General features: G+C 70.2%; 22 protein-coding genes. 13 read left to right on the forward strand and 9 right to left on the reverse strand.

Annotated features, from left to right (window positions below):
* Nucleotides 1-61: 61 nt before the first annotated feature.
* Nucleotides 62-904, reverse strand: coding sequence for an MBL fold metallo-hydrolase (locus AAFF41_RS06305; RefSeq protein ID WP_319753172.1), 843 nt, complete (start codon nucleotides 902-904; stop codon nucleotides 62-64).
* 133 nt (nucleotides 905-1,037) lie between these two features.
* On the opposite strand from AAFF41_RS06305, the gene AAFF41_RS06310 reads away from it, so the two are divergent.
* Together AAFF41_RS06310 and AAFF41_RS06315 are read left to right on the forward strand one after the other, a co-directional pair.
* The gene (locus tag AAFF41_RS06310) at nucleotides 1,038-1,640 is read left to right on the forward strand and encodes a TetR/AcrR family transcriptional regulator (protein ID WP_343323628.1); all 603 of its coding nucleotides are present in this window, start codon (nucleotides 1,038-1,040) and stop codon (nucleotides 1,638-1,640) included.
* A gap of 138 nt (nucleotides 1,641-1,778) precedes the next feature.
* Nucleotides 1,779-2,219, forward strand: coding sequence for an SPW repeat protein (locus AAFF41_RS06315; RefSeq protein ID WP_343323629.1), 441 nt, complete (start codon nucleotides 1,779-1,781; stop codon nucleotides 2,217-2,219).
* 276 nt (nucleotides 2,220-2,495) lie between these two features.
* Here AAFF41_RS06315 and AAFF41_RS06320 read toward each other — a convergent pair whose 3' ends face one another.
* Both AAFF41_RS06320 and AAFF41_RS06325 read right to left on the reverse strand, forming a co-directional pair.
* Complete coding sequence (locus tag AAFF41_RS06320; protein ID WP_343323630.1) at nucleotides 2,496-3,077, reverse strand: hypothetical protein; 582 nt, start codon at nucleotides 3,075-3,077, stop codon at nucleotides 2,496-2,498.
* The gene (locus AAFF41_RS06325; protein WP_319753176.1) at nucleotides 3,055-3,537 is read right to left on the reverse strand and encodes an ATP-binding protein; all 483 of its coding nucleotides are present in this window, start codon (nucleotides 3,535-3,537) and stop codon (nucleotides 3,055-3,057) included. The genes AAFF41_RS06320 and AAFF41_RS06325 overlap by 23 nt, the downstream gene beginning before the upstream one ends.
* Nucleotides 3,538-3,913: 376 nt before the next feature.
* Here AAFF41_RS06325 and AAFF41_RS06330 point away from each other — a divergent pair, with 376 nt between their 5' ends.
* The 3 genes from AAFF41_RS06330 (at nucleotide 3,914) to AAFF41_RS06340 (ending at nucleotide 5,957) form a co-directional block, all read left to right on the forward strand.
* Nucleotides 3,914-4,789, forward strand: a complete 876-nt coding sequence (locus AAFF41_RS06330; protein WP_319753177.1) for a helix-turn-helix domain-containing protein — start codon at nucleotides 3,914-3,916, stop codon at nucleotides 4,787-4,789.
* A 24-nt stretch (nucleotides 4,790-4,813) separates the two neighbouring features.
* Complete coding sequence (locus AAFF41_RS06335; protein WP_054233852.1) at nucleotides 4,814-5,026, forward strand: DUF397 domain-containing protein; 213 nt, start codon at nucleotides 4,814-4,816, stop codon at nucleotides 5,024-5,026.
* A gap of 118 nt (nucleotides 5,027-5,144) precedes the next feature.
* Nucleotides 5,145-5,957 (forward strand): SAM-dependent methyltransferase, encoded by an 813-nt coding sequence (locus AAFF41_RS06340; RefSeq protein ID WP_319753178.1) that lies wholly within the window; start codon nucleotides 5,145-5,147, stop codon nucleotides 5,955-5,957.
* A gap of 124 nt (nucleotides 5,958-6,081) precedes the next feature.
* On the opposite strand, the gene AAFF41_RS06345 is transcribed toward AAFF41_RS06340, so the two are convergent.
* Nucleotides 6,082-8,010 (reverse strand): helix-turn-helix domain-containing protein, encoded by a 1,929-nt coding sequence (locus AAFF41_RS06345; RefSeq protein ID WP_343323631.1) that lies wholly within the window; start codon nucleotides 8,008-8,010, stop codon nucleotides 6,082-6,084.
* Nucleotides 8,011-8,015: 5 nt separating this feature from the next.
* Between AAFF41_RS06345 and AAFF41_RS06350 the strand changes: the two genes are divergently transcribed.
* From AAFF41_RS06350 to AAFF41_RS06365, 4 genes are all read left to right on the forward strand, one after another.
* Nucleotides 8,016-9,809 (forward strand): Hsp70 family protein, encoded by a 1,794-nt coding sequence (locus tag AAFF41_RS06350; protein WP_343323632.1) that lies wholly within the window; start codon nucleotides 8,016-8,018, stop codon nucleotides 9,807-9,809.
* Nucleotides 9,810-9,838: 29 nt separating this feature from the next.
* Nucleotides 9,839-10,645, forward strand: a complete 807-nt coding sequence (locus AAFF41_RS06355) for a hypothetical protein (protein ID WP_319753181.1) — start codon at nucleotides 9,839-9,841, stop codon at nucleotides 10,643-10,645.
* A gap of 246 nt (nucleotides 10,646-10,891) precedes the next feature.
* On the forward strand, nucleotides 10,892-12,106 hold the full coding sequence (locus AAFF41_RS06360; RefSeq protein WP_343323633.1) for an aminoglycoside phosphotransferase family protein: 1,215 nt from the start codon (nucleotides 10,892-10,894) through the stop codon (nucleotides 12,104-12,106).
* Nucleotides 12,103-12,243, forward strand: a complete 141-nt coding sequence (locus AAFF41_RS06365) for a hypothetical protein (protein WP_343323634.1) — start codon at nucleotides 12,103-12,105, stop codon at nucleotides 12,241-12,243. The genes AAFF41_RS06360 and AAFF41_RS06365 overlap by 4 nt, the downstream gene beginning before the upstream one ends.
* A gap of 92 nt (nucleotides 12,244-12,335) precedes the next feature.
* Here AAFF41_RS06365 and AAFF41_RS06370 read toward each other — a convergent pair whose 3' ends face one another.
* Nucleotides 12,336-13,790: an APC family permease gene (locus AAFF41_RS06370; RefSeq protein ID WP_319746048.1), complete on the reverse strand. Its 1,455-nt coding sequence runs from the start codon at nucleotides 13,788-13,790 to the stop codon at nucleotides 12,336-12,338.
* A gap of 116 nt (nucleotides 13,791-13,906) precedes the next feature.
* Here AAFF41_RS06370 and AAFF41_RS06375 point away from each other — a divergent pair, with 116 nt between their 5' ends.
* Both AAFF41_RS06375 and AAFF41_RS06380 read left to right on the forward strand, forming a co-directional pair.
* Nucleotides 13,907-15,106, forward strand: a complete 1,200-nt coding sequence (locus AAFF41_RS06375; RefSeq protein WP_415925837.1) for an ROK family transcriptional regulator — start codon at nucleotides 13,907-13,909, stop codon at nucleotides 15,104-15,106.
* Between the two features lie 193 nt (nucleotides 15,107-15,299).
* A complete protein-coding gene (locus AAFF41_RS06380) occupies nucleotides 15,300-18,056 on the forward strand; it encodes a glycoside hydrolase family 2 protein (RefSeq protein ID WP_343323635.1) in 2,757 nt (918 codons plus the stop codon).
* A 103-nt stretch (nucleotides 18,057-18,159) separates the two neighbouring features.
* On the opposite strand, the gene AAFF41_RS06385 is transcribed toward AAFF41_RS06380, so the two are convergent.
* Nucleotides 18,160-19,608 (reverse strand): hydrolase, encoded by a 1,449-nt coding sequence (locus tag AAFF41_RS06385; RefSeq protein ID WP_319746044.1) that lies wholly within the window; start codon nucleotides 19,606-19,608, stop codon nucleotides 18,160-18,162.
* Between the two features lie 233 nt (nucleotides 19,609-19,841).
* Here AAFF41_RS06385 and AAFF41_RS06390 point away from each other — a divergent pair, with 233 nt between their 5' ends.
* Complete coding sequence (locus AAFF41_RS06390) at nucleotides 19,842-20,105, forward strand: GlsB/YeaQ/YmgE family stress response membrane protein (protein WP_075025850.1); 264 nt, start codon at nucleotides 19,842-19,844, stop codon at nucleotides 20,103-20,105.
* A gap of 52 nt (nucleotides 20,106-20,157) precedes the next feature.
* On the opposite strand, the gene AAFF41_RS06395 is transcribed toward AAFF41_RS06390, so the two are convergent.
* Together AAFF41_RS06395 and AAFF41_RS06400 are read right to left on the reverse strand one after the other, a co-directional pair.
* Complete coding sequence (locus AAFF41_RS06395; RefSeq protein WP_319746042.1) at nucleotides 20,158-20,931, reverse strand: GNAT family N-acetyltransferase; 774 nt, start codon at nucleotides 20,929-20,931, stop codon at nucleotides 20,158-20,160.
* A gap of 104 nt (nucleotides 20,932-21,035) precedes the next feature.
* On the reverse strand, nucleotides 21,036-23,042 hold the full coding sequence (locus AAFF41_RS06400; protein ID WP_343323636.1) for a ricin-type beta-trefoil lectin domain protein: 2,007 nt from the start codon (nucleotides 23,040-23,042) through the stop codon (nucleotides 21,036-21,038).
* A 246-nt stretch (nucleotides 23,043-23,288) separates the two neighbouring features.
* Between AAFF41_RS06400 and AAFF41_RS06405 the strand changes: the two genes are divergently transcribed.
* The gene (locus tag AAFF41_RS06405; protein ID WP_319746038.1) at nucleotides 23,289-24,038 is read left to right on the forward strand and encodes an MBL fold metallo-hydrolase; all 750 of its coding nucleotides are present in this window, start codon (nucleotides 23,289-23,291) and stop codon (nucleotides 24,036-24,038) included.
* Between the two features lie 22 nt (nucleotides 24,039-24,060).
* Here the strand turns inward: AAFF41_RS06405 and AAFF41_RS06410 are convergent, their stop codons facing one another.
* A complete protein-coding gene (locus tag AAFF41_RS06410; RefSeq protein ID WP_343323637.1) occupies nucleotides 24,061-24,438 on the reverse strand; it encodes a MerR family transcriptional regulator in 378 nt (125 codons plus the stop codon).
* Nucleotides 24,439-24,448: the final 10 nt, after the last annotated feature.

Raw genomic sequence — 24,448 nt, forward strand, 5'->3', positions numbered from 1 at the left:
GGATTCGCCACCGCGAGCCGATCCGCCGGCGGTCGCGGGGCCTGGTCGGGGTGGACCGCGATCACGCCGGAGTCGTTCCCGGACCGTCGGCCCCGCCCGCGTAGCGCGCCAGTTCCCACGGGTCGTGCGCGCTGAAGACCTCCACCTCGTCGCCGTGCAGCCGCACCAGTTCCCGCAGACGGGCGTGGTTGCCGAGACGCAACGGCCGGTCCACCTCGGTGATCTGCTGGAGGACGTCCAGGCCGGGGTGTCCCCGGGGATGGTCCGGGTCGATCTCGTGGTGGAAGTAGTACGCGTCCCCGCAGTGCAGCAGCCGGCGATCACCGTCGGCGACGGCTATCGCGCTGTGGCCGCGGGTGTGGCCGCCGAGCGGGACCAGCAGGATCTCGGCGTCCAGGCCCTCCAGCGGGCGCACGGCGTCGAATCCGCACCACGCCTCGCCGTGCGGCTGCGCGTACGTCACCCAGTGCGGCCGGTGCGCCCACTGGGCGGGACGGTAGCGGACGCGGTCCTCGGGGTGAGCCCCGGGGGCCGCCATCGCCGCGCGGTGTTCGGCCTCGCTCAGATGCACCTTGGCCCAGGGGAAGTCGGGCAGTCCCCCGGCATGGTCGAGGTCGAGGTGGCTGAGGACGACGTGCCGGACGTCCTCCGGGCGGAAGCCGAGCGCGGTGACCTGGTGCAGCGCGGTCTCCGCGAGGTCGAGGACGGGCTGGGCCCGGCCGAGGAAGTCCGGGCCGAGGCTCTCCTCGGGCCGCGCCACGTCCTGCGTACCGATGCCGCTCTCGACGAGGACGAGCCCGTCCCGGTCGGTCTCCACGAGAAGACAGTGGCAGACCGCGGGAAGGCTCCCCTCCTCGGTGTCGATCGTCCGCATGGAGCCGCAGTTCAGGTGATGGATCTTCATGGTGAGTCCCTTCGGTGGATCGATTCGGTGGGTCCCTCGTACGCGCCCGGTACCGCCCGCTCACGAACCCGAGCACATAGCTACCGAACGATCGTCAGCTAATTGCGAACGGTCGTTAGGTTAAAGTGACCGTATGAGCCCCCGCAAGTCCGTTGCCGAAACCGCCGCCACGCGGAGCCGGATCATCGCCAGCGCCCTGACGCTGGCCTCCACGGACGGCCTCGAAGGCCTCACCATCGGCCGCCTGGCGACCGATCTGGAGATGAGCAAGGCCGGAGTGATCGGCCACTTCGGCAGCAAGGAAGCGCTCCAACTCGCCGTTCTGGCCGCGGCCGTCGAGAGGTTCCGGCTACGCGTGCCGGCCCGGGCCGTCGGCGCCAGACCCGGCACCGAGCGGCTGACGCGCGCCTTCGACGAGTGGATCGACTACATGACGGAGGGCGAGGGGCACGGGGGCTGCTTCCTCACCTCGGTGGCGAGCGAGTTCGACGGCCGCCCCGGTCCGGTTCGCGACGCGGTGCTCGACGCGCTCGCCTCATGGTCGGCGTACGTCGCGGCGGAGTTGGGCACGGCGGTCGAAGCCGGCGAACTGCCGCCGCGCACCGATGTGGAACAGCTCGTCTTCGAGCTCAACGGCGTAGCCCTGGCGGCCGATCAGTCCATCCAGCTCCATCGCGACCCGCAGGCACCCACGCGGGCCCGCCGCGCCGTCACCCGTCTCCTCAGCGCCCCCTGAGGACGGATCCCGCCCCGGCGGAGCGAAAAGCCACCTCTACACATAAAGAAGAAATAAGAGCACAATGAAAACAAGCGGCGCCAACCCGCATACCGCACCAGAAGCGGTCAGGCCTGCAAAGAACGAAGGAGACGACTCATGGCCAACGTCTCGCACCCCAGAAGTGACATCACGACCCACCCCGATGCATCCGAAATGCGGGAGCGGTATGACCGCGTGCTCGGTGGCCGCGACGTGGCGCTCGTCGACGGACCGGTGTTCCTGCTCGGTCTGTACTGCGCCGTGTCCCCGTGGATACTCCACTACACGACGAGCCAGCCCGCCCTGGCGACACACAACCTCATCATGGGCATCGCCATAGGCCTGCTGGCCCTCGGATTCACCAGGGCCCCCGAACGGATGTACGGCCTGAGCTGGTCCATGTGCGCGATGGGCGCGTGGTTGATCATCTCACCGTGGGTGGTCGGAACCAGCCCGGACACCGGCGTCGTGATCAACAGCATCATCATCGGCGCGTTGGCCGTGGTGCTCGGGGCGCTGTGCGCGGTCACGACGATGAGGAACACTCCTCGGGCGTAGGCCCGACGGACACCCTTCGGAGCAGTCCCCTCCCGGGACCAGCGCCGGAGGCCCCTACCCGGGCTCAGCCCCGTGAGTCGATGCCCGAGCTGAGCCCAGGCCCACGAAAGGAAACGAACAACCCCACAGGCCGGCCCGTCCACACGGACCGGCCTCCTTCACGCCCGCCCCGCGCGCGTCCCGATCGAGGCGGTCGCCCAGCCACGGACAGTTGCGCAGGTGACCGCTTGCGTGTCGGCGGGCCGAAGAGCCGCAGGTCTTTGGATACCGGCGTCTCTAGATACCCGCGCCGAGCGACCAGCTGGGGGTGCTGCCCGCGAGGCGGCAGGTGAGGAAGTACAGCGGAATCGGCGGCGTGTACGGCGAGTCGCCCTCGGGCCGGTGGATCAGACGGGGGCGCGCGGACCGTGAGCGCAACAAGGCCCGGGTCCAGGACGGGTCGGCCAGCCGGGCGCCCACCGCGTAGCTGGTGGAGGGCGGCCAGGTGACGCCTATGTGGGAGCCGGAAGGGACGATCCACCACCACCGCTCGTCGTCGGCGAAGACACAACCGACACGGGGCAGACAGTCCATGATCCGTTCCCCGTGCTCCGGGGAGGTGCCCACGGCGTCGTGTCCCAGCGCGGCGGACAACTCGGCGGGTATCGCCAGTCGTGCCGGGGACTCGTGCGGCGGCGCGGTGGGGAGGTACATGCGCAGGCCGAGGACGGCGGGATACGGGCGCGGTTCGACGGCGGCGGTGTGATCGCGGCCGTCGGGTGCCTGGAGACGGTCTCGGCCGTCGAGGGCGGAAAGGTGGTCGCTCGGGTGTCCGGCGGGCTGGTGATCGCGCAGGTCAGGAATGTGCTGTCGTTCCATCAGATAAAGATCCTTCGGCCGAGTGGGGGATGGGCCGGGCCATGGTCACCGTCGCCGGCGAGCCGGTCGACACGATGTCTCCTCCCTTCGACGGCAGTACGGCCCAGACGATGCGTCCGGAGCCGTCGGCGGTGTCTGTGACGCCCCAGTCGCTGCTCAGGGCGCCGACCAGCAGGAGCCCACGTCCACCCTGGTCGTCGGGCCCCGGCCGGCGCTGGGCCGGAAGGCTCCAGCCGCGGTGCTGATCCTCGACCTCGATGTGGAGCCGCTCCTCGGCGACGTGGACTCTGCACACGATCCACTCGCTCGCCGTGTGCGTCAGCGCGTTGGTGACGAGTTCGGAGGTCACCAGGATCGCGTTGTCGCGGGTCTCGGGGTCGATGCCCCACTCGGTGAGCCACTCACGGACGTCTCTTCGGGCCATACCCACCGAGGCGGGGGCCGCGGGCAGGGCGAACACACCTGCCCGGTGGGGATGTTCGTCCCCTGGTGGTAGGCCCAAAGGCTGGGGGAGGGAGGGCGGGGTCATCGCCGTTCGCCTTTCGTCTGCCTTCGCACCACAAGCGGTGCCAATGCCGTCCCCCGTGGTCTCGCACTGCCGCGAGATGCACACAACTCGTCGCGCAAGATGCCATGTTGCAGCCCCGTCTCCCCCAACTGGGCCGCACCACCACTCCCTTCACCGGGCCAGGGACGATAAGACCACTGTGGCAGCTGCCAACAACACCTCGCAACCGACAAGTTGAAAATTGCAATGTGCCAGGTGCATGCTTCCCCCGTTGACGGATGATCGTGACAGACTGCGACCTCGAAGCCCGCTGCGAGGGGGGTAAGGCGTGTCCACGGAGACCGACTGGGGCGGCGCCCCCTCCGTTCTGCGCATGATTCTCGGCAAGCAACTCGAGGAGCTGCGCACCCAGGCCGGGCTGACATACGAGCAGGCGGGCGAGGCCATCGGCGTCAGCCACTCCACCATCCGCCGGATGGAAGCCGCCAAGGTGGCCCGGCTCCGGCTCACCGACGCCGAGAAGCTCCTCCAGACGTACGGCGTGACGGACCAGCAGGAGATCGACACCTTCCTGAAGTCGGTCCGCGAGGCCAACAAGCGCGGCTGGTGGCACACCTACCGCGATGTCCTGCCCGACTGGTTCGCGGCGTATCTGAGCCTGGAGCAGGCGGCCCTCCAGATCCGCGCGTACGAGGCGGAGTTCGTGCACGGGCTGCTGCAGACGGAGGCGTACGCCCGCGCCCTGCTCGGCGCGGGCAATCCGCACGCCTCGGCCGAGGCGACCGAGCGCCGGGTCGCGCTGCGCATGCGCCGTCAGGAACTGCTGTCCCGGCCCGCTCCGCCGCGCGTCTGGGTGGTGATGGACGAGACCGTGCTGAGGTGGCCGGTCGGCGGGCCCGAGGTGATGCGCGCGCAGATCGACCATCTGATCGCGGTCAACAGGCTCCCCCATGTGACCCTGCAGATCATGCCGTTCAGAAACGGCCCGCATCCGGCCATGCGGGCCGGCGCGTTCCATCTCTTCCGGTTCAGGGCACCCGAGTTGCCGGACATCGTCTATCTGAGCGGTCTGGTGGGCGCCGTCTACCTCGACAAGGACGACGACGTCGTGGTGTACCGCGAGGCCCTGGACCGGCTGGGCGCACAGTCGGCGCCCGCCAGGAAGACCGAGGAACTTCTCGGTGCGATTCGCAAGGAGCTATGAGTGCACCACCACATACGCAACGGTATGCCGTCCCGGGAACTGGGCACGCAGGGCTGGTCCAAGCCGTGGAGCGACGACGCGGGCGGCGCCTGCGTCGAGGCGAAGAAACTGGGCGACGGCCGGATCGCGCTGCGTCAGTCCACCGATCCCGAAGGGCCCGCCCTGGTTTTCACGCCCCGTGAAATGACGAGCTTTCTTGCGGGCGTCAAGGCGGGAGAGGCCGACTTCCTCCTCTGACAACCTTGTCTGATTCCTATGTCCTGTTCTTTCCCCCACGAAGTTCCTGTTCCCCACGAAGTTCTCTTTCCCCCACGAACACCGGCCGTGTACCGACGACTTGATGGGAGGGGCGGCGTTGCCCGACAACGGATGGCCTGCCGACCGTATCGACACCGAGAGCGCACACTCCGCGCGCATCTACGACTACATCCTGGGCGGTAAGGACTACTATCCCGCCGACAAGGAGGCGGGCGACGCGATGGCGCGGGAGTGGCCCGCCCTGCCGATCCACATGAAGGCCAACCGCGACTGGATGAACCGCGCGGTGGCCTATCTGGCCAAGGAGGCGGGGATACGCCAGTTCCTCGACATCGGCACCGGCATCCCCACCTCCCCCAATCTGCACGAGATCGCCCAGTCGGTGGCCCCCGACTCCCGGGTCGTCTACGTGGACAACGACCCCATCGTCCTCACCCTGTCGCAGGGTTTACTGTCGAGCACCCCCGAGGGCAAGACCGCCTACGTCGAGGCGGACATGCTCGACCCGGCGACGATCCTGGGCGCGGCGGAACTGCGCGACACCCTCGACCTCACCCGGCCGGTCGCCCTCACGGTGATCGCGATCGTCCACTTCGTCCTGGACGAGGACGACGCGGTCGGCATCGTCCGGCGCCTACTGGAGCCCCTTCCCTCGGGCAGCTACCTGGCGATGTCCATCGGCACCGCCGAGTTCGCACCCGACGAGGTGGCCCGCGTCGCCCGTGAGTACGCGGCTCGCAACATGCCCATGCGGCTTCGCACCCACGCGGAGGCCGAGGAGTTCTTCGAGGGCCTCGAACTCGTCGAGCCCGGCGTCGTCCAGGTCCACAAGTGGCACCCGGACGGCACGGAGACGAGCATCCGCGACGAGGACATCGCGATGTACGGGGTGGTGGCCCGCAAGCCGTAGCCCGTCCGCTCCCCACCACCCGTGCCGCCGGCCCCACGCGAAAGGGGCCCGGCGGCACGGGTGCCCCTGCGGGTGCCAGGCGGCACGGACGTTCTCGTCGGCCGAGCGCCCGGGTCTGTCCGGCTCAGGCGTCCGCCGTGGAGTCCAGCAGGGCCGCGCACTCGGTCGCGAGGGCCGCCATGCCGTACGTCCGAGCCACGCGCAGCGCCTCCCGCAGCAGTCCGGAGGCGTGGGCGGCGGCGCCGGGGCGGTCGGACCTGCGCAGCGCGCGGGCCTGGGCCAGCCGGAGGCGGGCCAGCTGGGGCTGGGAGGAGCGGACCGGTTCGGTCGCGGTGCGGAAGTGGGAGAGGGCGGTGTCCGGCTCTCCGGCGGCCAGGGCCAGCAGTCCGCGGGCCCGGGCGGTCGGCCCGATCAGCACGGTGGGCCAGCCCGCGAGGGCGATCTGCTCGCCGTCGTGGGCGGCGAGCCGCTCCCTCAGTGCCGGCAGGACCTGGCGCAGCTCGGCCTCGAATCCGCCCCGAGCGTCGAGCGCGGCGCTCACCTCGGCCAGCAGCACCAGCGTGGGCACCGCCCATCCGGAGGGCGGGAACCGGCTGAAGTCGGCGGTGTCGTGGGCGAATCCGACGAGCCGGTCCGCCCCTTCGGCGTACTCACCCGTCTCGCACAGCGCGAGGGCGAGCCCGGCCCGCCAGACGGGGAAGTAGCCGTGCCGTTCGACGGTGTCGGCCAGACCGGAGGCGAACAGGTCCGCCATCCGGCCCTGTTCGCGCAGCAGCCAGTAGGCCTGGCCGAGGCGGGTCTGGTGCAGGTTGTCGGCGGGGACGGCCAGATCGGCGGGTAATCGCTCGACGAACGTCAGCGCGTCGCCGAAGATCCAGCCCGCGGCCTTGTCGAACCGGCCGTGCCACAGGTCGAGCAGGGCGTCCAGGGTGTGCTGCTGCCAGGTGGTCAGCACGCCGCGGGTGTCCGCGGCATGCTTGCGGTACTGGTTCGCCGTGGCCAGCGCGCTGTACACCTTGCCGGCCCGCAGCTGGTCGAGGGCGACGGCCATGAGCGCCTCGCCGCGGAAGTAGGCCGAGCCGTGCCGGGCCGCGGCGTCCCGCAGGCGTTCGGAGAGCGTCAGGGACTCGGCGGTGGACATGAAGTCGTACAGTCCCCACCGGCATTCGGTGAGCACCTCGCAGGCCACCTCGTCGTCCTTGCCGTCCACGGACAGCCTGCGCAGTGTGCTGCGCGCCAGCCGTGCGCCCTGCTCCGGGCCCGCCTGGCCGGCGGCGGTGTCCTGGCTGACCGCCATGGACAGCTTCTTCGCCAGGTGCGCGTTGAGCCTGAGGCGCAGTCCGGCGGCCTCGACGCTCCCGTCTTCACCCAGCGCGGCCAGGCTCTCCCTGATCAGCTGGAGCAGTTCGTGGTCGACCTGACCGGGGTCCGACCAGCGGCGGGCCATCCTGATGACGGCCTCCGCCCGGGCCGTGGGATCCCCCTCGGCGCTCGCGTACGCCGCGCGGTAGAGCCGGTCCGCTTCGCGCATGTCCCCGGCGGTGTGGCTGAGGTCGCCGCGCCGCAGCAGCCGGTCGAACTCGTCCCGATGCCGAGCGGTGTCCGAACCTCCCCTGCCCGCACCGGACTTGACCAGTTTGGCTGCCCGCTCCCCCGGGCCCGGGCGGATCGTCTTCGAGATCCGCTCGGTGGACGGATCGGGAACCAGGGCGAGCAGCGCGCCCTTCGCCTCCAGCCGTTCGTCGCACAGCTGCGCGAGCTCGTGCGTGACACGTCGCTGGCCCGTCTCGATCCTGCTCAGAAAGCTGCGGCTGCAGTGCACCTCTTCGGCCAGCTCACTCAGTGACTTGCCGGCCGCCGTCCGACGTCGGCGCAACTCTGCGCCGAACGCGTTCTCTTCGATCGCGATCCTCCCAACGGCCCGCTCCCCGCCCTGTGTTGCCAGAAAACGTTGGCAACAGCCGACCGCTCCACGTTGCCGCGGAAACCCACCACTCTGTCTGTGAGCGAGCTTACAGCGAGCAAGGGTGCGAACACCGGCGGACAGGAGCACTGGTCATGGGATCGGACGAAGCCAAGGTGGTGGCGGCCGTCGACTTCGGCACCCACGGCACCGGCTTCGCCTGGACGGTGCGAACGCCGCTCAACGACGATCCGCTGACCAGGCGGGTCCAGTTCTTCACCCGGTTCCCCGGCCGTCAGCTGGACAGGGCGAAGAACCTGACCGCGATCCTGGTGACGGACGACGGGGACACCGTCGCCTGGGGCCACGAGGCGCGCGCTCGGTGGATCCAGGCCCTGGCGAAGAGGGAGACCCAAGGGCTCGGCTACGCCTACGCCTTCAAGACGGCCCTGAAGAGCGGCGGTTCGATGGCGGACCTGCCGATCACGGGCGGCTTCGTCGACCGCTCCGACCGCGGTCTGATACGGGAACTCGTGACCGCCTACCTCAAGGAGATCCGCGAACTGGCGACCGCGGAGATCAAGAGGATGACGTACACGGAGCGAGAGGTCCGCTGGTGCATCACCGTCCCCGCGATCTGGGACGACGAGGACAAGGCGGTGCTGCGGCGGCTGGCCGTGGACGCGGGGTTCCCCGGTGATCCGGAGCGGCTGCTCCTGGCCATCGAGCCGGAGGCGGCGGCCCTGTACTGCCATCTGCGGATGCCCGACGCCGCCTCGGGTCCGCACCGGCGGGCCCGGCTGCCCCTGCACCTCGACGGCTTCCGGTCCGTGGTGGTCGACTGCGGCGGCGGCACGGTCGACATCACGGCGTACGAGTCGCACGGCGACCCCGGTCCGTCCATCGCGCTGCGCGAGATCGGCCTCGCCACCGGTGGGTGGCTGGGTTCGGAATACGTCAACCAGGCCTTCCTCGACAAGACGCTCGGCGACCGCTTCGGACCGGCGGCCTTGAAGCGGATCGAACGGGATCATCCCGGCGAGTTGCTCGAGCTGTCCGAGCAGTGGGAGCGGGCCAAGGCGACGGTGGAACTGGACCGGGAGGCGGATGCGGTCGCCCATGTGCTGGACCCGGTGCGGATCGAGGTTCCGGTCACCGTGTGGGACCTCCTGGACGAGCAGGTGCGGGCGCGGCTGACACACGACGCCGCCGGCCTGCCACGGCAGATCGTCCTGCCTCCCGCGGAGGTGGAGGGGCTGCTCGACGAGAGGGTGGACGGCATCCTGGACAAGGTCGCGGAGCAGCTCGCGACCATCGGCCGGACCAGCGGCGCGGGCGCGGAGCCGGAGACCCTGGTCCTGGTCGGCGGATTCGCCCGCTCCCCGTGGCTGCGCGAGCGGATGCGGGCCCGCTTCGGCGAGCGGCACCGCATCCTCGTCCCGCCGGACCCGGCCCTCGCCGTCCTGGAGGGCGCCGTCCACTTCGCCTACCGGCCGGACGTGTTCGTCTCCCGGCAGGCCAGGTACACCTACGGCTTCGAGACGGCCACGCCTTTCGAGGAGGGGGTCGACTCCACGATGCGCATGTACCGCGACGACGAGGGCGACCTCCTGTGCGTCGGCCGCTTCGGTGTCGCGGTCCGGCGCATGGACAGCGTGCGGGTGAACGACGCCCACCCCTTCCGGATCGTGCCGGTCCGCGAGGACCAGGACGCGCTCGACGTACGCCTGTACCGCTCCGCGAAGGCCGATCCCCGGTACGTCGACGAGGACGGGTCCGAGGAGATCGGCCGACTCACCGTCGACCTGTCCGGCACCGTCGGCAGACCGCTGCGGGAGCGTCCGATCATGCTGCTGTTCTACTTCGGCGCCGCCGAACTCCGGGTCGAGGTGTTCGACCCCGCCACCGGAGAGACCAGCCGGGTCTCCGTCGACTTCGACCGCCTATAGCCATGGCCTACCGCCCCGAAGGAGGAGACGTGCTGTTCAACCGCGACAAGGGCAAACGGCCGCAGGAAGTGAGCATCAGGCTGGACGGCTTGGACACCCTGGAGTCGCGGATCCGGAAGCTGGAGGCCGCCGCGGACGACCAGCGGGCCGCACTCGCCGCGCTCGACCCGCTGGGTGACCGGCTGATCGAGTTGAGGATGCGCCAGGAACGCGCGGAGGAACGGGCCCGGACGCTGGAGACGGCCGTCGCGGACACCCGCCGCGTGCTCGACGAGCAGAGCGAGGTACTGGACCTGGTGCGGGTCACCCAGGTCTGGGAACGGGCCGATCTCACCCGTGAGGACTTTCTCGTCCACTACGAACTCGCCCAGCGGTTGAGGGCGTTGTACACCCAGCGGATGCCCGACCTGATCCAGCCTCGGCTGACGGCGGAGCGGCCCCGTGACGTCGGACGGCGCCAGGCGCAGTTGATCAGCCGGCTGTGTGTGGTGCTGTTCGGCCCCGACGAGCGGGGTGGGCTCGGCGAGCCCGACCTCACCGAACTGGCCCGCATCGCCACCGACGCCGGGGTGGTGGGGCTCGACGCACGCCACCAGCGGCTGTTGGAGCGGGTCGGCACGGAGGCCGCCCATCTGTTCCGGGCCATGACCGTCAGTGGCCATGCCGGCCACTTCGACTTCGCGGTGGAACCCGGCGCTCCGGCGGATCCGGAGGAACACGCCCTCTGGCCCTCGTGCGAGGCCGGGCGACCCGTCGCCTTCGTGGTGTGTCCGGGATACCGGGCGGCGGACCGCCGGCTGCTGGAGACGTTCGTCTACACCGAGGCCGAGGGCTGACGCCGGGAATTTCGTTCGATGTGCTGTCCGGCCCTCGGGTCCGGGTCGGACAGAAGGATCTCGGTCCGGGGCGCGCGGGGGGCGCTCCGGCCCGGCAGGCCACAGGGCCCGAGGGGGGACCGGGTTGGGGGACCCGGGGGAAGGGGAGCGGAGTCGCCGCATCGGCTCCGCTCCCCTTCCGGTGCGCGCGTCCCGGCCGCCGTTATTCGCTGGCCGGGAGCGCATCCGGTCGTTCACACTCGCGCGGTGACAAGAACTGTGAGTGCGTGGGTGACCTCGGGCGACGAGTTCCTCGGGAGCGCGGGGCCCTTCGCCGTGGACGTCCCCTGGTGGTCCGAAGTGGGTCCGGTCGTGGGGTGGCTGGAGGGGCTCCTCGGGGTGCCCGTGCTGGTACTGCGTCTGCTGGACGTGCAAGGGGGCGCGGGCGGGCGGGACGGTCATGTGACGTACCACGTCGAGGCGTTGGAGCGTCCGGCGAGTGGTCTGCTGGATCAACGTCGCGTCGATACCGTGGTGTTGGACGGTGCGGAGGCGCTCAGATCGCCGTGGGCCCGGACGGAGGGGCTGCGCGAGCTGCTCGACTGGGCGGCCGGGGAGCTGGCTTCGGCGGGGCGGCCTGTGAGCGGTCCGGTCGTACAGCGACGTACCTGGAATCTGTCCGGGCTCTTTCGTCTGCCCACCGCGCGCGGTCCGGTCTGGCTCAAGGCGACACCGCGCTTCGCGGCGGACGAGGCCGCCGTCATCGCCGCGTTCGCGGGGGTCGACCCGGGACTCGTTCCCCCGCTCCTCGGCGTGGGTGAGCGGCGCGTCCTGATGGAGCACATTCCCGGTGAGGACTGCTGGGGGGCCTCGCCCGAGACGGTCGGCGCGGCGGTGGGGCGGTTCGTTGCCGCGCAGGCCGCGGTCGCCTCCGGGGGTTCGGGTGGGTGCGGCTTCGTGGCGGGGGTGCGGGACTGGCGTGCGCCGGTTCTCGAGGTGGCGGTTCGTGATCTGCTCGACGGGCCCCTCGCCGGGGAGTTGACCGAGCAGGAGGCGCGGGGAGCTCGGGAGTTGGCCGGGCGGTGGGAGCTTCTGTCGGAGTGCGGGCTGCCCGACACACTGGTGCACGGCGACTTCCACCCCGGGAACTGGCGCAGCGACGGTGGGGCGCCCGTCGTGATGGACTTCGCCGATGCCTATTGGGGCAGTCCGGTGCTCGACGGGCTGCGCGTCCAGGGATTCCTTCCCGAGTCGGGTCGTGCGGCGGCCGCCCGGGACTGGGTGGCGGCGTGGAAATCCCGGGTGCCCGGCAGTGACCCGGCTCGGGCGCTCGATCTCGCCGAGCCGCTGGCCCATCTCACCTACGCCGTCCGCTATCAGGAGTTCCTGGACGGCATCGAACCGTCGGAGCGGCCCTACCACCTGGGGGATCCGGTGGACGAGGTCCGGGCGGCGTTGCGTTGCGCGGGGATCGGGGGGTGACGGGCGCCGAGGCGGTCGTGGGCGGGGCGGGCGCCTGCGCGGTCCTGGGCGGGGCGGGCGCCTGCGCGGTCCTGGGTGGGGCGGGGCCGTGGCGGTACGTCGAGCCCGTCGCCGCCGGATCAGGCGTTGCCCTGTAGGGAGCCGTTTCCAGATCCGAACGTAAGCGACGGGCTTGCGACGTACCGCCACGGCCCCTTCCGTGCGTTGGCGGGTGCCGGCCGTGGGCTGTTCAGGCTCCGGCGGGCTCCGGGTCCGGGGTCGAGGTGGTCAGGTACTCCTCCTTGATCTCCTTCGGGCCGAAGGGCCACACCTTTTCCAGGTTCGCCCAGACGACGAAGGCGACGCAGCCCAGGGCCACCCAGGCCAGGGACCATTCGATGGGGTGGCGGCCCGGGGAGTTCTTGTCGGCGTAGCCGTAGATCGTGAGCCAGCCGACGAGGGCGAGGAGGCTGGGGATCGGGTAGAGCCACATCTTGTAGGGACGGTGGAGGGTGGGCTGGCGCTTGCGCAGGACGGAGAGGGCGACGATCTGGGCCAGGGCCTGGACGATCACCATGACGGTGGTGAGGAGTTGGATCAGGGTGGCCAGGTCGGTGTGGCGGCCGATGAGGAAGCCGATCGCCGTGATGACGCCCATGGTCGCCAGGCCCAGCATCGGGAAGCGGTGCTTGGGGTGCAGCTTGGCGTACGGGCGGAAGAAGACGCGGTCGCGGGCGGCGTCGTAGGGGACGCGCGAGCCGCCGAGGAGTCCGGTGAAGACCGAGGCGAACGCGGTGATGAGGATGAGGACCGTGACCGTGTCGGCGGCTCCCTTGCCCCAGGTCTTTTCGAGGACGGCCGAGGCGACGGAGGTGGAGGCGATGTCCGTCGGATCGGTCATGCGGTTCCAGTCGATGACACCGAGCGTGCCGATCTGGAGGAGGAGGTAGATCGCCATGATGCCGAGGATGGAGAAGACGATGGAGCGGGGCAGGATGCGGCCCGGGTCCTTGATCTCGGCGCCCATGTACGCGGTGGTGTTGTAGCCCAGGTAGTCGTAGATGCCGATGGTCAGGCCCGCGGCGAAGCCGATCCAGAAGTGGCTGCTGGTCAGTTCGAAGGCGTGCGCCGGGTAGGTGAAGGCCAGATGGGGGCTGAAGTCGGTGGCCGCGGCGATGATCACCAGCAGGACCGAGGCGATCATGACCGCCCACATGACCGCCGTGATGCGGGCGATGTGTTCGATTCCGCGCCACAGGAGCAGCACCACGAGGGCGACGACGGCCAGGCCGATGAGGTCGCCCGTCGTCTTCCCCATGTCGGGGGCCAGGTAGCCGAGGTACTGGACGAAGCCGACCACGCCGGTGGACATGATCAGGGGGATGAAGAGCATGGCCGTCCAGACGAACAGGAACGGCATCAGGCGTCCCGTGCGGTACTGGAAGGCCTGGCGGAGATACACGTAACTGCCGCCGGAGCCGGGCATGGACGCGCCCAGTTCGGCCCAGATCAGGCCGTCCGCGAGGGCCAGCAGCGCGCCCGCGACGAAGCCGATGATCGCCTGCGGGCCGCCGAACGCGGCGACCATCAGCGGGATCGTCACGAACGGGCCGATGCCGCACATCTGGCTCATGTTGATGGCGGTGGCCTGGAACAGGCCGACGCGGCGGACGAAACCGCCGGTGGGTGGCGGGCTACCGGACATAGGGGTCTCCTGATATCGGGACGCGGGGAGGCGGGCTCCCCTTCGGCCGGCCCGGCGAGGCTGACTGGGCGATAAAGTTAAGGAGACTTACTAGATGCGTCAAGAGGGTGTCAGGCATGCGTGAGAATGGTGCGATGCCCGCCAGCGACGCCATAGCGCAGCCCGAACAGCCCTGGAACCGGCAGCGGCTGCGCAGTACCAACGAGCGGCTGCTGCTCGACCGGCTGCGCACGGGCGGCGCCGCCTCGCGGGCTCAGCTCGCACGGGAGACGGGGCTGTCCAAGCCGACGGTATCCAGCGCGCTCGCGGCCCTGGAGGAAGCGGGGCTGGTGCGTGAGGCGGGCACGCACGCACCCGAGCGCGGCCGGGTGGCGGTGCTCTACGCCCCGGATCCCGCGGCCGGGTACGCGCTCGGCATCGACATCGGGCGCAGCTGGCTGCGGGTGGCGGTCGCCGATCTGGACGGCGGCGTGGTGGCACGCGCCGATGTGCGCAATCGGGCGCGCAGTTCGGGCGCCATGGCCGACCTCGTCGTCTCCACCGCCCGTCAGGTCGTCGCCAACTCCGGCCTGGGAGCCCACGAGGTGGCGCACGCGGTGGTGGGCACGCCGGGAGTGTACGACGGGGAACGGCGCCGGGTGCGGTACGCGATGCATCTGCCCGGGTGGGGCCGCGCGGGTCTGTTCGACCGGATGCGCGAGGAGCTCGGCATCCCGCTGGAGGTGCACAACGACGCGAACCTCGCGGCGCTCGGCGAGTACACGTACGGCGTCGGCGCGGGCAGCCGACTGTTCGCGTACATCCTGATCGGCACCGGTCTCGGCATGGGTGTGGTGAACGAGGGACGGCTGTTCACGGGGGCGCGCGGCGGGGCCGGGGAGATCGGGTTCCTGCCGTGGCCGGGGCTGCAGAAGCCGGAGAAGCTGGAGGACGCGGTGTCGGGGGAGGCCGTCGTCGAGGCCGCGCGGCAGTTCGGCATGACCGGCCAGCTCACGGCCAAGGCCGTGTTCGACGCGGCGCGCGCGGGGGACTCCGCCGCGGTGCGCGCGGTACGGCTGGAGGGTGAGCGGATCGCCTACACGGTGGCCGCGGCCGCCGCGGTGCTCGATCCCGATCTGGTGGTGCTCGGCGGCGGCGTGGGCCACAGCATCGACCTGCTGCTGCGGCCCGTGCGCGAGACCCTGCGTACGCTCACGCCGCTGCGTCCGAAGATCGTGCCGAGTCGGCTGGGCGAGGACGCGGTTCTGCTGGGCGCGGTGGCGACGGCCCTCGGGACCGCGAGGGACGTGGTGTTCGAGCGACGCTCGGCGTCCTGAGCGGGGCACTCGCCGTCGGTGATTGACACGGATTGCTCGGCCGCCTAGCTTGTGCGCCAGTTAGTAAAGTTTCCTAACTTGCAGGCCCGGCTCGCACCTCCTTGCTCCCGCCTCTCCCCTCCCTTGCTCCTGCCTCACAGTGCCGACATGCAGTCCCGTAGCGCGGATGCTCCCCACCCCCAAGGAGACCACCGTGTTCCATCGCCCTGCCCCAAGACGGCGTTCCGCCACGGCCGCCGTCGCCCTGTGCCTCCTGTGCACCCTCTCGACCAGCGCGTGGGCCGGGTCCCGGAGCGCGGGACCCGACGCGGCCGCACGCGTGCCGGTCACCCCGGTGCCCGCCACCGCGGGCAGCACCACCGCGCTGTCCGGGTACGCGATCCAGTCGACGGCCAAGGTCACGGACGCGGCGTCCGACGTCTCGAGCCCGGGCTATCCGGCGAGCGGCTGGTACCCCGCGGGTTCCCGCTCCACCGTCCTCGCGGCGCTGCTCGCTGACGGGAAGTACGCCGACCCGTTCTTCTCGACCAACCAGCAGAAGATCCCCAAGGCCGACTTCCAGGTCCCCTGGTGGTACCGCTCGGACTTCACGGTCGCCGACACCACCGAGCGCAGCTACCTGGACTTCAGCGGGGTGATCTCGGCGGCCGACGTCTACGTCAACGGCAGGCAGGTCGCCACCGCCGCCGATGTCGTGGGCGCCTACACACGGCACGAACTCGACATCACCTCGCTGGTGCGGTCGGGCACGAACACGGTGGCCTTCCGCATCCGGCCCAACACGCCCAACAAGAACCTGACCATGGGCTGGTTGGACTGGCTCCAGCCCCCGCCCGACCAGAACATGGGCATCGTGCGTGACGTTCTCGTCCGCCGGGGCGGTCCGGTCGCACTGCGCGACGCGCACGTCGTCACCGAGCTCGCCGTCCCCTCGCTCGCCTCCGCGGACCTGACGGTCAAGGCACAGGCCCGCAACGAGACGAGCGCTCCCGTCACGGCGACGGTGTCCGGCAGCATCGGCTCGGACGCCTCCTTCAGCACAACCGTCTCCCTCGCCGCGCACGAGACGAAGACCGTCACCTTCTCCCCCACCGACACCCCCGGCCTGCGGCTGAGCGCGCCGAAGGTGTGGTGGCCCGCGGGCATGGGCGGACAGCCGCTGTACGGCCTCGACCTGACGGCCTCCGTCGGCGGCAGCGCCTCGGACACCGCGCACGAGCACTTCGGCATCCGCGAGGTGAAGGCCCCCCTCAACTCCGACGGCGCCCGGCAGTACAGCGTCAACGGCCGCAGGTTGCTCGTCAAGGGCGGCGGCTGGTCCCCGGACGAGTTCCTGCGCTGGGACCGGAGGTATGTCGAGGACCGGCTGAAGTACGCGCTCGACCTCGGCCTCAACACCATCCGCCTCGAGGGTCACCTCGAGCCGGACGAGTTCTTCGACCTCGCCGACCGGTACGGCATCCTCACGTTGCCCGGCTGGGAATGCTGCGACAAATGGGAGGGGAACGTCAACGGCAGCGAGGCCGGCGACAAGTGGACCGCGGCCGACTACCCGGTCGCCAAGGCGTCGATGGCCGCCGAGGCCGCCCGGCTGCGCGACCACCCGAGCGTCATCTCCTTCCTCATCGGCAGCGACTTCGCGCCGGACGCGACGATCGAGAAGAACTACCTCGACGCGCTGGACGCCGCCGACTGGCCGAACCCCGTGGTCGCCGCCGCCTCCGACAAGTCCTCTCCGGTCAGCGGCAGTTCGGGCATGAAGATGACCGGTCCCTACGACTGGATCCCGCCGAACTACTGGTACGCCAAGCGCGAGGGCGGCGCCACCGGCTTCAACTCCGAGACCAGCGCGGGCCCCGACATCCCCACCCTCGACACCCTGCGTCGCATGATGTCGCCCGCCGAGCTGGACACCCTGTGGAAGAGCCCGACCACCAAGCAGTACCACCGCTCACCGTCGTCGACCTTCGGCACGCTCAAGCTGTACGACGACGCGCTCGCGGGACGGTACGGAGCGCCGAGCGGCCTGACCGACTACGTACGCAAGGCACAGCTCGCCCAGTACGAGAACGTACGCGCGCAGTACGAGGCGTACGGGCGCAACGCCACCGACTCCGCCAACCCCGCGACCGGGGTCGTCTACTGGATGTTCAACAGCGGATGGACGTCGCTGCACTGGCAGTTGATGGACCGTTACCTCGACCAGGGCGGCGCCTACTTCGGGGCCAGGAAGGCGAACGAGCCGCTGCACATCCAGTACTCCTACGACACCCGTTCGATCGTCGTCGTGAACAACCGGCACGCCTCCGCGTCCGGACTCACGGCCCGGGTCACGCTCTTCGACACCGACGGCACGCAGAAGTACGACAGGACGGCGACCGGGGTGGACGTGGACGGGGACGGCGCCCACAGCACCCCCCTCACCGTGCCGTCCTCCGTGAGCGGCCTGTCGACGACCTACCTGGCACGCCTCGTCCTCACCGACGCCGAGGGCAAGGAGGTCAGCCGCAACGTCTACTGGCTGTCCACCAAGTCCGACACCCTCGACTGGGCCAAGACCGACTGGTACTACACGCCGACGACGAGCTACGCGGACCTCAAGGGGCTCAACTCCATGGCACAGGTGCCGGTTTCGGCGACGGCCACGACCTCGGCCGGCACGGACGGCGCGTCCACGACGACGGTCACGCTACGCAACACCGGGACCGGGAAGACTCCGTCCCTGCTGACCGACGTGCACCTCGTGGACGCCGCAGGCAAGCCCGTCCTGCCCGTTCGGTGGTCCGACAACCAGGTCAGCCTGTGGCCCGGCGAGTCCACGACGCTCACCGCCACCTGCCGGACGGCCGACCTGCATGGTTCGGCCCCCCGGGTTCGGGTCTCGGGATGGAACACACCGGAGACGACCGTCCCGGCGGCCGGCACCCGATCCACCCCGCCCGGCGGGTGACAGTGACCCACATGTTTCACGCCTTGTGACGAAGGACGTGCCGAACTCCGGTGCGTGAGAGGGCGGGCCCGTTTCCGGGCCCGCCCTCTCACGCGTTTCGTACTCAGCTCACGTTGAGCGCCGTGTCGTCGAGGACGAACGACGTCTGCAGGGTGGAGCCCTCGGTGCCGGTGAACTTGACGGTGACCGTCTGCCCGGCGTAGCCGGACAGGTCGAAACTGCGCAGCGTGTAGCCCGACGCGGCGTTCAGGTTCGAGTACGTGGCGAGCGTCGACAGGACTGTGCCGCTGCTGTTGAGCACCTGGGCCTTGAGGGTGTCGTAGGCCGTGGTGGTGGTCGTCTCGGCCGTGTCCACGTGGAGATAGAAGTTCAGGGTGGCCGCGCAGCCGGACGGGATGGCGACCGACTGGGAGAGCGTGTCCGTGGTGGCCGAGCCGTAGCCGTTCAGCCAGGCCTTGTAGGAGCCCGTACGGGCGGCCTCGCTGGAGCTGTTGGTGATGACACCGCTGGTCGCGGTCCAAGACGTGTTGCCGGACTCGAAGCCGGGGTTGGCGAGCAGTTGGGCGGCCGTGCAGGTACCGCCGCCCCCTCCGCCGCCACCGCCGCTGCTGCTGCCGCCCGCGAGCCACTCGGTGGCGTTCAGGGCGAGGGCGGCGTTGGTGGCGCCGGTGTCGTTCCAGCCGTCGTAGAGCGTGTTGCCGGACTGGCCGGTTCCGTCGTCGATCGGCGAACTGTCGCCCCAGAAGGCGACCTTGCCGCTGCCGAAGGTGCTGGTGGCGAAGAAGGCCCCGGTGTTGCCCGAGTAACCGGAGCGGTAGAGCAGGCCCTTGACCGACGAGTTGTCGGCGGGGTTCAGCGTGGCCGTCGTACCGTTGGCGATGAGGCTCTTGGTGACGGTGCCGAACGAGCCGTGCAGGACGGCGTCGGTGCTGTCGCTGATCGCCGCCGGGTAGCCCGAGCTGATGTTCAGCGAGTCGATGGAGAAGCCGAACGGGTCGGTGGAGTCGACGCTGTTGTTGGTCATCAGGTCGTTGAGGATCTTCACCGCGTCGTAGCCGTCGTTGTTGCGGTCGGCGCCGGTGTGGTCGGAGATCATGAACAGACCGCCGCCGTTCTTCACGAACGTCATGATCGCGGTCTTCTCGGCCGTGGTGAAGAGCGTGTTGGGCTCGGGCAGCACCAGCGTGTCGAAGTTCGACAGGTCGGTGGCCGTCGAGCCGCCGTAGGCCAGGCTGGAGCCCGAAGGCAGCGTCTTCAGGCTGTAGTCGCCGGTCTTCTGCAGGGCCACACCCCAGGAGGAGAGGGCTCCGGTCCAGTCGGTCTCCGCCGACGGCGAGGAGTCCTGGCCCAGCGGGTCGGGCTGGCTGGTGGAGACGATCCAGTCGGCGTTGCCCGCCGTCTCCGCGTGGGCGTTGTCGAACAGGATGCGGTGCGGGGTCGCGGCGGCGGCCGGAGCGGCCGCGGACGCCTGGACGGCCGCACCCGCGACGAGCAGTCCGAACACGGCCGCGGCCGTGGTGAGTCTGTGGCGGGATCTTCTGAATCCGAGCATCCTGCAAACCTCCATGAGGGGTGGGGAGAGGCGGTGCGGGCGCCAAGTCTGCGCGCGTAGAACGGTGGTTGGCCGACTGCCGCGTGACAGATTCTTGAACGGTACATGGCAGGAACGCGACTGAACAGGAGCCCGCCGGAGCGGACGCTGGACGGCCGGAAAGCGGGACGGACTGTCTTCGCCCGCAGGGGGAACACACCTAACTGCGGGGGTCCTGACAAAAAGGGGCGGGCATGGAGATCTCAGGCATCATCAGCGCCATTCTCATCGGCATCATCATCGGCGTGCTGGGCCGGCTCGTCGTCCCGGGGCGCCAGCGCATCGGCATCCTGTGGACGATCCTCGTCGGCATCGTGGCAGCGTTCATCGGCTCGGGGATCGCCGCCGCGTTCGGCGTGGCGAACACGAAGGGCGTCGACTGGATCGAGTGGGTCATTCAGATCGGACTCGCGGCGGTGGGCGTCGCGGCGCTCGACCGGGTGAAGGTGCGCCGCTGACGGGGCCGACCTGCGGTCGGTGACGCCGTCCCTGCCCGGACGGCGTCCGGTGTCACCCGTACACGTACGGCGTTGTCGTGGTCAGGGGTTCGAAGCCCAGGCGGGCGAGGACCGGGCGGCTCTGACTGGTGGCGTCGACCTGGACGTAGCGGTAGCCGCGCTCGGCGGCGACGCGGGCGCGGTGGGCCACCAGCGCGCGGTAGATGCCGCGGCGGCGCCAGGAGTCGATGGTGCCGCCGCCCCAGAGGCCGGCGAAGCGGGTACCGGGGACCATCTCCATGCGGGCGGCGCTGACCGGGACGTCACCGGCGAGGGCCACCACCGCGACCACGTTGTCCTCGTCGCCGGTGAGTTGGGCGAGGAGTTGGTGGCGCATCCGGGTGCTGTCCGTGCCGAAGGCCTGTTCGTGGACGTCCGCGACGAGGTCGACACCCGCGCGGTCGGTGACGGGCAGCAGGCGTACGCCCTCGGGCGGCTGGGCGTCGAGCGCGAGGTCGCCCAACTCGGCGATCATCAGGGTCTCCTCGGGCTGGGCGACGAACCCGGCGGCACGCAGCCGCTTTCCCAGGCCCTCGGGCTTGTCGTGTCCGTACAGCTTCCACTCGAACTCACGGCCGAGTTCGCCGAAGTAGCGCATCTGCTCGGCGATCGCGGCATCGGCGTTCGATTCGTCCAGGTCCGACCAGATCACCCCGTTCCAGCCGTGCTCGGTGCCGACCTGGCGCACCACCTTGTCGACGCGCTCGACCCGGGCTCCCGGGCTGTCGGGCCGCGCGCCCTCCCGCATGTCCCGGTCGAACAGGGCAAGTACCGCAACGTGATCCATGGGGTCACTCCAGCACCCCGGAGCGCATAGGGCAACGGCTCCGCACCGGGGCGGAGTCGATCAGGCCGCCCCGCCCCGGTGTTTCGTCCCTGGTCAGGCACGGTTCAGTTGCGGGTCCACTGCTGGTTGGATCCGCCGTTGCACGACCAGAGGTCGATCAGGGTTCCGCTCGCCGTCGCGGCGCCCAGTGCGTCCAGGCACAGGCCCGAGACGTTGTTGGTGACGGTTCCGTTGGAGTTGAAGGTCCACTTCTGGTTGGTGCCGCCGTTGCAGTCCCACAGGACGACCTTGGTGCCGTTGGCGGTACCGCTGTTGTAGGCGTCGAGGCACTTGTTGCCGTAGACCACCAGTTCACCGCGCGAGGTGTAGGTGAACGTCTGGTTCTGGCCACCGCCGCAGTCCCACAGTTCGGCCTGGCTGTTGTTGGTGATCGTGCTCTTGAAGAAGTCCAGGCACCGTCCGGATCCGGTGCCGACGACCGCCGTCCCGTTGGTGCCCGGGACGGCGCGCACGGCCACGGCGTCGATGTCGGGCGCGGTGCCCAAGGCCCCGAAGGTCAGCGTGTTGGAGCCCTTCGCCAGGGACGCGAGGACGGAGACGGTCCGGTAGGTGGTCGCCGAGCCGGTGGGCGGGAAGGCCAGCGTCTGCGCGTACTGGCCACCCACCTGAAGCGTCGCCTTGCGGTCCGCGGTACCGCCGTTGGCGTAGGTGATGTCGATCAGCTTGGTGCCCGCGGCGGAGGCCGTGACTCCGGTGAAGGCCGGGGTCGTCGCGGAGGTGGTGTCCTCGTACGTCGTCCCGGACGCCTCGGTGCCGGAGACGGTGAGCAGCACGCCCTCGCCCGCGGGGACGCTGGTGGTGTAACTCGTCGCGAACGAACCGGCGTCGGACGCCGACCAGACGTTGCGTACGGCGGCGGAGGCGGTGGTCAGGCCCATGTCCTGCCAGCGGGCGGTGATGCTCGCCGCGGCGGACGTACGGTTCAGCAGCAGGACCGCGCGCTTCCCGGTACCGGAGAGGATCTTGCTGTAGACCTGCAGGCCGGTGCTGTCCTCGGCGACCTTGACGCCCTGGAGGCCGCGCGGGTCCTGGTCGATCGCGACGACCTCGGAGTTGGTGAGGATCGAGGCGGTCGTCGAGCTCATGGTGGCCAGGTTGTTGCCCGCGAGCAGGGGGGCGCCTGAGATCGCCCACAGGCCCATGTGGGTGCGGTTCTGGGCGGCGCTCAGGCCGTTCATGCCGACCGTCATCATGTCCGGGTCGTTGTAGTAGCCGGTGTGCTGGGCGGCGGGGTGCAGCGACTTGTCGAAGTTGGCCAGGATGTTGGTCATCGTCGGGTTGTCGGGGTAGTAGACGATGTCGGTGCTGGTGCGCCACATCGCGCCCGTGCCGGCGGCCCAGTTCCAGGGGTTGCCCGTGCCCCACTCGCACAGCGACAGGACGAGCGGGCGGCCGGTGACGGCAGTCGCGGCGGTGTTGGCGTCACGAATTGCCTGGTACGTCGTCTCCTGGTCGAGGCCCTCGGCGTCACCTCCGCACCAGTCGATCTTCAGGAAGTCGAGGCCCCAGTTCTGGAAGGTCTCCAGGTCCTGCTGGTGGTGGCCCTCCATACCGGTGTTGGGCGCGGCGGCCGTTCCCGAGGGGGTCGGGTAGTAGTAGCCGCAGCCGTTCTTGCCCGCGTCGGTGTAGATCCCGGCCTTGAGGCCCTTGCTGTGGATGTAGTCGACGACGGCCTTCATCCCGCCCGGCCACTTGGCGGTGTCGACGGTGATGTCGCCGTTGCCGTCGCGGGTGCCCAGCCACCAGCCCTCGTCGATGTTGACGTACTTGTAGCCCGCGGCGGCCATGCCCGACGACACGAGGGCGTCGGCCTGGGCCTTGATGGTGTCGTAGTCGATGACGCTGGCGAAGGTGTTCCAGGACGCCCAGCCCATCGGGGCCGGGGCGACCCCGATCTGGTTGGTGCTGACGGCAGCCGGCTCGGCGGTGAGCGCAGTGGCGGAGCGTCCGACTCCGGCCAATCCGGCGACGGCCAGGCCAAGGGCCGCGCCGTGAACGGCTGCGCGCTTCAGGAGGCCTCTGAGGCGCGCGGTGTGCGAATGGGGGGACATACGGCTCTCCCTTGAGCGGTTTGTTCGCAGACTCGAACAAAAGTCAACGAGACTCGCCATATGGGAGCCGCGATTTCGCGGGCGCGTCAAGTCCCTTGCCGGCAGAGCCCGTTCACGTTCGGCCAGGCCGTCGGTGAACGCGTCCGCGCCCCGGAGGCCGCCCGTCGCGTTGCCGGCCGCACGCGGTACCTTTCGGTTCGACCCGGCCCGACCCGGCCGGCAGAGATCTCAAGCATCGGGATGGTCATGCGCGAGGACGCGATCGTCGAGGTGGCGGCCGGAATCCATCTGGTTCACGGCAGCAACACCAACTGGGTGATCCTGACCGAGGGGGACGCCGTCACCCTGATCGACACCGGATATCCGGGCGACCGCCCGGACGTCCTCGCCTCCCTCGACGCGCTCGGCCACTCCCCCGAGGCCATCAGCGCCGTACTCATCACCCACGCGCACAACGACCATCTCGGGTCGGCCGAGTACCTGAGCAGCACCTACGGCGTCCCGGTCCATCTGCACGAGGAGGAGGTGGCGCACGCGCGCCGCGAGTTCCTCCAGCAGGTGAGCGTGGGCGAGGTGATACGCCAGGCCTGGCGTCCCGGCGTGCTGCCCTGGGCGGTGCACGCGATCCGGTCCGGCGGCACGGCGGACGTCCGGATGACCCGGCCCGAGCCGTTCCCCGGTCAGGGGGCGCTCGATCTTCCCGGCGGTCCGGTGCCGGTGCACACACCCGGGCACACCGCCGGACACTGCGTCTACCACCTGCCGGACGCCGGGATCGTGATCTCCGGCGACGCCCTGGTCAGCGGTCACCCCACCTCGCGGATACAGGGCCCGCAGCTGCTGCCCGACATGTTCCACGCCGAGCGCGCGAACGCCCTCGCCTCGCTGAAACTCATCGAGGCACTCTCGGCGGACGTCCTGCTGCCCGGGCACGGTCCGGTGCACCGCGGATCCGTGAGCGAGGCGGCCCAGCACGCCCGGGCACTCGCCAACTGACGGCCGCCTCGAGCCGGCCGGCTCAAGGCCGCGGGGTTCCCGGCCGGACGGTGTCGAGGTAGGCCCGCAGCGCGTCCCGGTTGCGGGCCAGGCAGTCGATGCGGCTCTGGATGCGGTCGATCTCGCCCCGCAGGAGTGCGGCGGTCTCCTGGGTCAGGCACTCGGGGTGGAGATGGATCTCGCCGGGGTCGGACAGGAACGGCAGGATCACACGGATGATCTCGGTGGTGAGCCCGGAGTCGAGCAGCCCCCGGATCTGCCGTACGCACGGGACGGCCGCGTCGCCGTACGCGCGATAGCCGTTGGCGGCCCGCTCGGGGCGCAGCAGGCCCTGTTCCTCGTAGTAGCGCAGCATCCGGGTGGGGACGCCGGTGCGGCGCGACAGCTCACCGATCCGCATGACTCCGCTC

Source organism: Streptomyces mirabilis (genome assembly GCF_039503195.1).
GTDB classification, from domain to species: domain Bacteria; phylum Actinomycetota; class Actinomycetes; order Streptomycetales; family Streptomycetaceae; genus Streptomyces; species Streptomyces mirabilis_D.

Excerpts from the sequence above, each read along its gene's own strand:
- AAFF41_RS06405 (WP_319746038.1), top strand. The coding sequence starts at position 23,289 with ATGCGCGAGGACGCGATCGTCGAGGTGGCGGCCGGAATCCATCTGGTT.
- AAFF41_RS06400 (WP_343323636.1), bottom strand. The coding sequence starts at position 23,042 with ATGTCCCCCCATTCGCACACCGCGCGCCTCAGAGGCCTCCTGAAGCGC.
- AAFF41_RS06350 (WP_343323632.1), top strand. The coding sequence starts at position 8,016 with ATGGGATCGGACGAAGCCAAGGTGGTGGCGGCCGTCGACTTCGGCACC.
- AAFF41_RS06315 (WP_343323629.1), top strand. The coding sequence starts at position 1,779 with ATGGCCAACGTCTCGCACCCCAGAAGTGACATCACGACCCACCCCGAT.
- AAFF41_RS06335 (WP_054233852.1), top strand. The coding sequence starts at position 4,814 with ATGCCGTCCCGGGAACTGGGCACGCAGGGCTGGTCCAAGCCGTGGAGC.
- AAFF41_RS06390 (WP_075025850.1), top strand. The coding sequence starts at position 19,842 with ATGGAGATCTCAGGCATCATCAGCGCCATTCTCATCGGCATCATCATC.
- AAFF41_RS06375 (WP_415925837.1), top strand. The coding sequence starts at position 13,907 with ATGCGTGAGAATGGTGCGATGCCCGCCAGCGACGCCATAGCGCAGCCC.
- AAFF41_RS06320 (WP_343323630.1), bottom strand. The coding sequence starts at position 3,077 with ATGGAACGACAGCACATTCCTGACCTGCGCGATCACCAGCCCGCCGGA.
- AAFF41_RS06310 (WP_343323628.1), top strand. The coding sequence starts at position 1,038 with ATGAGCCCCCGCAAGTCCGTTGCCGAAACCGCCGCCACGCGGAGCCGG.
- AAFF41_RS06370 (WP_319746048.1), bottom strand. The coding sequence starts at position 13,790 with ATGTCCGGTAGCCCGCCACCCACCGGCGGTTTCGTCCGCCGCGTCGGC.
- AAFF41_RS06385 (WP_319746044.1), bottom strand. The coding sequence starts at position 19,608 with ATGCTCGGATTCAGAAGATCCCGCCACAGACTCACCACGGCCGCGGCC.
- AAFF41_RS06305 (WP_319753172.1), bottom strand. The coding sequence starts at position 904 with ATGAAGATCCATCACCTGAACTGCGGCTCCATGCGGACGATCGACACC.
- AAFF41_RS06395 (WP_319746042.1), bottom strand. The coding sequence starts at position 20,931 with ATGGATCACGTTGCGGTACTTGCCCTGTTCGACCGGGACATGCGGGAG.
- AAFF41_RS06410 (WP_343323637.1), bottom strand. The coding sequence starts at position 24,438 with ATGCGGATCGGTGAGCTGTCGCGCCGCACCGGCGTCCCCACCCGGATG.